Source organism: Pseudomonas sp. YuFO20, assembly GCF_035064975.1.
Lineage (GTDB): Bacteria > Pseudomonadota > Gammaproteobacteria > Pseudomonadales > Pseudomonadaceae > Aquipseudomonas > Aquipseudomonas putida_AE.
The window spans coordinates 110,568-118,603 of record NZ_JAXDEO010000013.1 but is presented as its reverse complement, the minus strand read 5'-3'; the positions used below and the strand labels follow the sequence as shown (position 1 = coordinate 118,603).

10 protein-coding genes are annotated in these 8,036 nt (G+C 61.8%); 4 read left to right on the top strand and 6 right to left on the bottom strand.

Annotated elements, in window-relative coordinates; genetic code table 11:
• The 3 genes from SOP85_RS09860 to msrA all read left to right on the top strand — a co-directional run.
• A partial coding sequence (locus tag SOP85_RS09860; protein WP_323626812.1) for a hypothetical protein occupies positions 1-205 on the top strand: 205 nt, incomplete at its 5' end.
• Between the two features lie 27 nt (positions 206-232).
• Complete coding sequence (gene msrB, locus SOP85_RS09855) at positions 233-751, top strand: peptide-methionine (R)-S-oxide reductase MsrB (RefSeq protein WP_323626811.1); 519 nt, start codon at positions 233-235, stop codon at positions 749-751.
• Between the two features lie 30 nt (positions 752-781).
• Positions 782-1,489, top strand: coding sequence for a peptide-methionine (S)-S-oxide reductase MsrA (gene msrA / locus SOP85_RS09850; RefSeq protein ID WP_323626810.1), 708 nt, complete (start codon positions 782-784; stop codon positions 1,487-1,489).
• A gap of 6 nt (positions 1,490-1,495) precedes the next feature.
• On the opposite strand, the gene SOP85_RS09845 is transcribed toward msrA, so the two are convergent.
• Both SOP85_RS09845 and SOP85_RS09840 read right to left on the bottom strand, forming a co-directional pair.
• Positions 1,496-2,509 carry a sensor domain-containing diguanylate cyclase gene (locus SOP85_RS09845; RefSeq protein ID WP_323626809.1) on the bottom strand — a complete coding sequence of 338 codons (1,014 nt, stop codon included), beginning with the start codon at positions 2,507-2,509 and terminating at the stop codon, positions 1,496-1,498.
• Between the two features lie 78 nt (positions 2,510-2,587).
• The gene (locus SOP85_RS09840) at positions 2,588-3,493 is read right to left on the bottom strand and encodes a LysR family transcriptional regulator (protein WP_323626808.1); all 906 of its coding nucleotides are present in this window, start codon (positions 3,491-3,493) and stop codon (positions 2,588-2,590) included.
• Positions 3,494-3,595: 102 nt separating this feature from the next.
• Between SOP85_RS09840 and SOP85_RS09835 the strand changes: the two genes are divergently transcribed.
• Positions 3,596-4,783: an aspartate aminotransferase family protein gene (locus tag SOP85_RS09835; RefSeq protein WP_323626807.1), complete on the top strand. Its 1,188-nt coding sequence runs from the start codon at positions 3,596-3,598 to the stop codon at positions 4,781-4,783.
• On the opposite strand, the gene SOP85_RS09830 is transcribed toward SOP85_RS09835, so the two are convergent.
• The 4 genes from SOP85_RS09830 to SOP85_RS09815 form a co-directional block, all read right to left on the bottom strand.
• Positions 4,751-5,005: a Txe/YoeB family addiction module toxin gene (locus SOP85_RS09830; RefSeq protein WP_274073890.1), complete on the bottom strand. Its 255-nt coding sequence runs from the start codon at positions 5,003-5,005 to the stop codon at positions 4,751-4,753. The two genes, SOP85_RS09835 and SOP85_RS09830, sit on opposite strands and share 33 nt — an antisense overlap.
• Positions 5,002-5,256 (bottom strand): type II toxin-antitoxin system Phd/YefM family antitoxin, encoded by a 255-nt coding sequence (locus tag SOP85_RS09825; RefSeq protein ID WP_020795569.1) that lies wholly within the window; start codon positions 5,254-5,256, stop codon positions 5,002-5,004. Before SOP85_RS09825 ends, SOP85_RS09830 begins: the two co-directional genes overlap by 4 nt.
• 153 nt (positions 5,257-5,409) lie before the next feature.
• Positions 5,410-5,892 carry an adenylate kinase gene (locus tag SOP85_RS09820; RefSeq protein ID WP_323626806.1) on the bottom strand — a complete coding sequence of 161 codons (483 nt, stop codon included), beginning with the start codon at positions 5,890-5,892 and terminating at the stop codon, positions 5,410-5,412.
• A 125-nt stretch (positions 5,893-6,017) separates the two neighbouring features.
• A complete protein-coding gene (locus SOP85_RS09815) occupies positions 6,018-7,937 on the bottom strand; it encodes an alkaline phosphatase D family protein (protein WP_323626805.1) in 1,920 nt (639 codons plus the stop codon).
• Between the last annotated feature and the right edge of the window lie 99 nt (positions 7,938-8,036).

The following is an 8,036-nucleotide window of genomic DNA, read 5'->3' as shown; positions in this document are numbered from 1 at the left end:
CGAAGGCTGCGATCTTTTGATCTTGTTTTTAAAGATCAAGATCAAAAGATCGCAGCCTGCGGCAGCTCCTACAGTTAAATCAGTCAAGTCAGTGAAGTCCGTCAAGGGCCCATTGTGCGGTTTTTTCGGCGCCCGAGTTATCACGAATTGTTTAACTTCCCGTGAGGATTTGGCGATCACCCAAAGCCTAGGCTGTGTTCCATGAAACACCCCTGGATTTCTGGAGACGAGCATGTTTTCACGACGGCAATTTCTGCTAACGAGCGGCGGGCTGGGGGTGGCAGCCCTGGCAATCGGCCTGTTGCCGAAGTTTTCCACAGGCACGGCCTTGATCAGCGATGCCAGCGCCGCCGAGGCCTTCGAAGTGACCCACAGCGACAGCGAATGGCACGCCATCCTCAGCGACGAACAGTACGAAATCCTCCGCGAAGAAGGCACCGAACGCGCCTACAGCAGCCCACTGAACAACGAGCACCGCGACGGCACGTTCGCCTGTGCCGGTTGCCAATTGCCGCTGTTCTCCTCGGCGACCAAGTTCGACAGCCACACCGGCTGGCCGAGTTTCTGGGCGCCGCTGGACAAGGCCGTGGCCACCCGCCAGGACCGTTCCTACGGGGTGCTGCGCGAAGAGGTGCACTGCCGGCGTTGCGGCGGGCATCTGGGCCATGTCTTCGACGACGGGCCGAAACCCACCGGCCTGCGCTACTGCATGAACGGCCTGGCGCTGAAGTTCGAGCCCGGGATCGTCTGACTTTTTCTGCATCCTCTTGGAGTCTGTGACATGAAAAGCCTGTTCACCTGGCGCCGTTCCCTGTTGGGGCTGGCCGCTGCCGGCATCATCGGCCAATGCTCGGCGTTTTCCCTCGGTGGGGCTGAAGAAGGGGTACTGCTGCCGCCACCGGCCATCGACGAAACCACCCAGGCCCGCAGCGAAACCGCGGTATTCGCCGGGGGCTGCTTCTGGGGCGTCCAAGGGGTGTTCCAGCATGTCAAAGGCGTGAAAAATGCCGTGTCCGGTTACGCCGGTGGTGCAGCCAATACCGCCCAGTACGACCGCGTCAGCGGTGGCGATACCGGGCATGCGGAATCGGTGGAAGTGACCTTCGACCCGAGCCAGGTCAGCTACGGCACCTTGCTGCAGATCTACTTTTCCGTGGCGCACAACCCCACCGAACTCAACCGCCAGGGGCCGGACACCGGCACCCAGTATCGTTCGGCGATTTTTACCAAGAGCGGCGAACAGCAACGGGTCGCCCAGGCCTACATCGCCCAGCTCGACGCCGCGCGTGCGTTCGACAAGCCGATCGTGACCAAGCTGGAAAGCTTCAACGGTTTTTACCCGGCGGAAGAAGAACACCAGGACTTCCTGATCGAGCACCCGACCTATCCCTACATCGTGATCAACGACTTGCCGAAAGTGGCGCAGCTCAAGCAGCTGTACCCGGAGCGTTACCAGGACAAACCGGTGCTGGTGAAGGCGGGGATGTAACGGCGGTTATCCGCTGATCACATTCTTGCCGGCGATTTTCGATCGATACAGTGCCTGATCGGCCCTGGCCATCAGGCCGGTCTTTTGCTCTTCCTCAAAGCGCTGGACCACGCCGAAACTCATGGTCACCCGAAAGTCGCCTACGGCGGGCAAGTCTGCCAGGCCCTCGCGGATTTTTTCGGCCAGGGTTATGGCCTCGGCCAGCGGGGTGTCGGGCAGGATCACGATGAATTCGTCGCCGCCCCAACGGGCCAGCAGGTCACCGTCACGCACAAAGCGCAGCACACGTTCGACCACCTGCACCAAGGCGGCGTCGCCCAGGGCATGGCCGTAGTGATCGTTGATGGTCTTGAAGTCGTCGATGTCCATGGCGATCAGCGACAGCGGCTGTCGAAAGCGCTGGGCCCGCTCACATTCCTGGGGCAGGGTCTGTTCCAGGCGATAGCGATTGGCGATCGACGTCAGGGCATCGGTTTGCGCCAGCTTGCGGTTTTCTTCGAGTTGTACCTGCAGTTGCTGATTGACCCTGGACAGCTCACGGGTGCGTTCTTCGACGATGGCTTCAAGGGACTGATTGCGCCGTTCGAGCGCTTCGAGCAGGCGTTTCCTGTCTTCGATGCTGCGGTGGGCGCCGACCATCCGCGCCACCGAACCGTCGGCATTGCGGGCCAGGACGTGGCCGCGGTCTTCGATCCAGATATAACTGCCGTCGTGGGCGCGGCAGCGGTACTCGGCCTGATACACCGGCGTGTGCTGTTTCAGGTAGTCATCGAACAGGGCCATGACCTGCGGGAAATCATCGGGGTGGATGATGTTTTCCCAGGTCAATGCGTTGTTGTCCAGGGAGTGTGGCGTGTAGCCGAGCATTTCGTACCAGCGGCTGTTGCGGTAGACGAAGCCGGTGTTGGCATTCCAGTCCCAGATGCCGTCGCTGACCAACTCCACGATGGTGTGCAGCATGCCTTCGTTCATGTCAGAGACATTGAACTTCAAGGGCTCGATACTCGATGCCTCTCCCATCGCTGCTCCCCCTGACGCCTGCCTGATAGCAAATGCCCTGCCTAGTCAGGGAGAGTAGTTCAAGGCCCGGTGGACCTGCTAGTGCTTGCCCCACATCTGCAGGGCGAAGTCGACGAAACGTCGCAATTTCGGCAGGCGGTAGCGGTCCTGGGCATACATCAGGTTCATCGGCCGGCTCGGCGGGGTGAAGCCGGGCATCAAGCCCAGCAGCTTGCCGTCCTGGATGTCCCGCTCGACCAGGACATCGGGCAACATCACGATGCCCATGCCGGTGCGCGCGGCCTGATGCAGCCCGGCCGAGCTGTTGATCAGCATCGGGCCGCTGACCGCCACCGAGACTTCACCTTCGGGGCCGGCCAGGCGCCATTCCTTTTCCACCGAGTGCCAGTCATCCCCGGCCGGATAAGCGAACGACAGGCAGTCGTGGTGGCGCAGGTCTTCCGGTTTCAGCGGCGCGCCGCGCCGGGCCACGTACGCCGGGGAGGCGCACATGGTCAGGGTGTAGTTGATGAGCGGGCGGGCAATCAGGGTGGTCGCCTCCAGGGCTCCCAGGCGAAAGGCCACGTCCAGACCGTGTTCGAGCATGTCCGGGCGACGGTTGGTGAGCATCACGTCGAGTTTTACCCGCGGGTAGAGCAGGGCAAATTCGCTCAGGGCCGGCGCCAGTTTTTCCGTGCCGAAGGTCAGGGGCGCCGAGATGCGCAGGGTGCCACTGGGCTCATCGACCGCTTGCTCGGCCAGGCGTTCAGAGTCTGCCACCAGCCCCAACACTTCGAGGCAGCGCTGGTAATACGCGGTGCCGAATTCGGTCAGCCGCTGGCGCCGGGTCGTGCGGTTGAGCAGGCGCACACCCAGGCGCTGCTCGAGCGCCTTGAGGTGATTGCCGACCATGGTCGTGGACATTTTGCACTGCGCAGCGGCGCCGGTCATGCTGCCGGATTCCACCACTTTGACGTACACGGTCATTGCCTGGAACAAATCCATTATCAAGCTCGACTTTAAAATGATTGAAGTATTGCAGTATTTATCCAGCTCAGGTGGCTAACCATACTGCAAAAACACCGACCCTTGATGGAGCCTGATGCCATGACCGCCGCCTGCCTGATGAGCACTTACCAACCCTTGGCCCTGAGTTTCAACAAGGGCCTGGGCACGCGCCTGTGGGACCAGGCCGGTCGTGAGTACCTGGACGCGGTGGCCGGGGTGGCGGTGACCAACGTCGGCCACTCGCACCCGAAAATCGTCGCGGCCATCAGCGAGCAGGCCGGCCTGTTGCTGCACACCTCCAACCTCTACAGCATCGACTGGCAACAACAACTGGCGCGCAAGCTGACCGGGCTGGCCGGCATGGACCGGGCGTTCTTCAACAACTCCGGTGCCGAGGCCAACGAAACGGCACTGAAAATCGCCCGGCTGCATGGCTGGAGCAAAGGCATCGAACAACCTTTGGTGGTGGTCATGCACAACGCTTTCCATGGCCGCACCCTCGGCACCCTGTCCGCCAGCGACGGCCCGGCGGTGCGCCTGGGCTTCAACAAATTGCCGGGGGATTTCGTCAAGGTGCCCTTCGGCGACCTCAAGGCGCTGGACAAGGTGCAGCAGGAACACGGCTCGCGCATCGTGGCGATCCTGATGGAGCCGATCCAGGGCGAAGGCGGCGTGCAACTGGCGCCACCGGGTTACCTGAAAGCCGTGCGCGAACTGTGCAACCAGCGCGCCTGGTTATTGATGCTCGACGAAATCCAGACCGGCATCGGCCGTACCGGGCAGTGGTTCGCGTCTCAGCACGAAGGCATCGTCCCGGACGTCATGACCCTGGCCAAAGGCCTGGGCAACGGCGTGCCCATCGGCGCCTGCCTGGCCCGTGGCAAAGCCGCGGAACTCTTCACCCCCGGCAGCCACGGCAGCACGTTCGGCGGCAACCCGTTGGCCTGTCGGGTCGGTTGTACGGTGCTGGATATCATCGAAGAACAAGGCCTGCTGGAAAACGCCCGGCGCCAGGGCGAACGCCTGTTGGCCAGGTTGCGCATGGAATTGGCCGACAATCCAAACGTCCTGGCCATCCGCGGCCAGGGCCTGATGATCGGCATCGAACTCAAGCAACCGATCCGCGACCTGAGCCTGATCGCCGCGCGGGATCATGCGTTGCTGATCAACGTGACGCGGGGGCAGACCATTCGCTTGTTGCCGCCTTTGACGATTGATGAGCGGGAGGTGGAGATGATTGTCAGGGGGGTGAGTTCAGTAGTGGTATCTGCACATCACAACGCGTAACTCACCGTCTTCGATGGTGTAGACCAAGCGATGTTCAGCCGTGATCCGGCGCGACCAGAAGCCGCTTAAATTGTGTTTGAGCGGTTCCGGTTTTCCGAGGCCCTCGAAAGGTTCACGCTGGATGGCTTTGATCAGCAGGTTGATGCGCTTGAGTCCCGCCTTGTCGTTTTGCTGAAACCACAGGTAGTCATCCCAAGCTTCAGGAGTGAACTCGATGTTCATTCTTCAATGAGTTGCCGTGACTTGGTTTTCCCGGCGCGCAGGTTGCCGATCGATTTGATCAAGCGTTCGGCATTGGCGGGGGAGCGGAGCAGGTAGGCGGTCTCTTCGAGGGCGTTGTATTCGGCTAGCGACATCATCACCACCGGCTCGCCTTTCTGGCGCGTGACCAGCAGCGGGGTGCGGTCTTCATTGACGCGATCCATGGTCTCGGCCAAGTGCGCGCGTGCGGTGGTGTAATTGATGGTGTGCATGGTGAAATCCTCGCTCGATGCAAGGACTGTACAGAAATGAGTACAGGTCGACAAGGCGATATCTCCGAATGGTCATTGCGCAATGAGCGCATCAACGTGTCTTCCGAGTATCGCCGAAAGCTCCTCGGGACGTTTCCGAGAACGCTGTAGTCCTTATCTGATAAAGGCGAAATCTGCAATTTCAGTCCGGTCCATCAATTGAATTCTGCAACCGGTAAACCCGTCGAATAGCCGCTGATGGGCCGTGTATCCGCTGGAACCGTCACGCTGACGATAACTGCCCGCCCACTCCAGCAACGCGATCAGACGTTCATCGTCATTGACTTCACGCTGACGAATATTGGCGACGCACACCTCGTCGGCAACGCTCAACCAGATCAGCGCAGTCGTGCGGGGCAGGAGTTCGCGGGCGATCCAGCCATACACACCTTCGATCACCCAGCGCTCCTGCTCGGCCGCGATTCGCGCCATGGCCAAGGCTTCGGCGCGGGGGCGGGCGATGCTGTGTTCGTCGGACAGCCAGTGAACGCGGTCGAGATCGGTCCAGGGCACCTGCAAACGCTCAGCCAGCCGCTGCGCCAGCCAGCTCTTGCCGGAGCCGGAGTTGCCGATGATCAGGGTTCGGGTTAAATCCATGAGCGACACCGATCAAACTGTGGGAGCGGGCTTGCTCGCGAATGCGGTCTGACAGACACCCCAATAGGGACTGGTAGACCGCATTCGCGAGCAAGCCCGCTCCCACAGGTTCTCAGTCCAGCCCTTCAGATATCACCTTCAGGCGCCACCATCCGCGTCTTCGGCGAGCCATTGGCGTTATGCTGGAAAATATCCCGTGGCTGCCCTTGTTCATTGAAGTACACCTGGCCGATCCCCGCTGAATTCCACAGCCGTTCACCCGCCTCAGCATGTTCCGGCACATGCGGCACGATGCGCATGCGCCGACGCTTGGTCAGCCAGTTCAGCGGCGAACGCGGGGAATACAGCCAGCGATTGAGGCGGTCGAACCACTCCAGCAGGGCCGGCGGGAACTCGTTCTTGATCCCGCTGCTGGTGATCTGCCAGATGCGCGGGCCGGCCTTGCGGTGGCGGATCAGCACTTCGTAGACGAAGGAATAATGCACATCGCCGGACAGCACCACGTAGTTACCCGGCGTGCGCGAGTGGCGGAAAATGTTCAGGATCACCTGGGCCGCGCCGCGATGGGCCATCCAGTTCTCGGCGTCCACCAGCAGTGGATAACCCAGCCAGCTGAACACCCGTTGCACGGTTTCGATCAGCTTGACGCCGAAGATCGGCGCCGGCGACACGATGATCGCCGAAGGGTGATCGAGCAGTTCCTGCTGCAGTTCGCTGAGGGCTTCCCAGTCCAGCAGGCCCGACGGTTGCTTGAGGTTCATCTCGCTGCGCCAGCGCCGCGTGCGGGTATCGAGCACCACCATGGCCGGCGTGGTGGGCAGCACGTAGTGCCAGTGCTGGAAGCGCAGCAGCTCATCGATCAGCGCGTCCTGGACATCGCTGTCCAGGTAATGGTCATCGCCGGTGGCGCTGAGTGAACGGGTTTTTTCCAGCACATCAACGAACGCATCCGGGTTGTTGCCCCAGCCCTGGCACAGCATGTAGGCCAGCAGTGCATTGCCGATGATGCGCCGGGAAAACGGATGGCCGTAGGCCGTTTCCTCCCATTGCGCGGAAAGATTCCAGTCGTCGGTGATGTCGTGGTCATCGAAGATCATCAGCGTCGGCACGTGTGCCAGCGCTCGCGCGACCTTGTCCAGGCCAGCCTTGAACGCGTCGATGCGCGTCTGTTCCAGGGCATAACGCTCGCGGCGTTCCTTGATCAGTTTCGGCGGTTTTGGCGCGATCAGGGTCCAGGGCGTCGGCGACCAGACCAGCAGGTACATGGCCATGACTTCGGCGAAGGTCACCAGGTGATTGTCGGCACTGCTGCTGGTGAAAATCGGCTTGCGCGCACCCCCGAAAAACCGCTCGCGCAGGGTTTCGTTGCTTTGCAGCGCCGGCAGCAGATCCGCCCGGTGGTAATAACAGGCGGCGTGCCCGTACAGCTCGGCGCTGTCGCTGACGATGGCGCCAGCCAGATGCTCACCGAAAAGCCCCAGCCGTTCGATCACGGCATGGATCGCCCGCAGGGTCGGCCCGGCGACATCGTCGGCGTAGACCTGGTCGCCGCTCATCATCAGCAGCGCCGGACGCTCGCTGGCCAGGTGCTCTTGCGCCAACAGCTGATCGACGCACAGCAGGCCGTCGGGCGCCGGGTGATGGGGTTTGCGGCAGGAACCGTGCAGCAACTGCTCGATGCGCGCATGCAGGACGAAGTTCGGCGCAGCCGCATCGCCATACAACAAATGCGGCGCCCAGGTGGCGATGCCCGTGCCGTCATCGATCAACAGGTCGTACTCGATCACCTCATCGCAGGGCAGGGCAGCGTCCAGCGCCACATCGATCAGGTGCACAAACGCATGGGTACCCACCGCAACGACCGTGCATTGCCCGGCATCGAGGCGAATATCGCCCACGCCCTGCAAGCGCAGCGTCAAATCCAGCGCCCGCGAACCCACCAGCCACAGCACCAGCCGCGTCGGTTCCAGGCGCCGCAACAGCGGGCCCGCCAGCACCGGTGGCAGCGATTGAGGGTCTTCAGGCAATGGCAGAGTATCGGACATCCGGGGGCAGGGCTCTTGGGGAAACAGGGCAGCGATGATAACGCAGGTGGGCGCTGCTGCCCTTGTGTACTGACAGACTCAAATGCGTGCGCAGGCTAA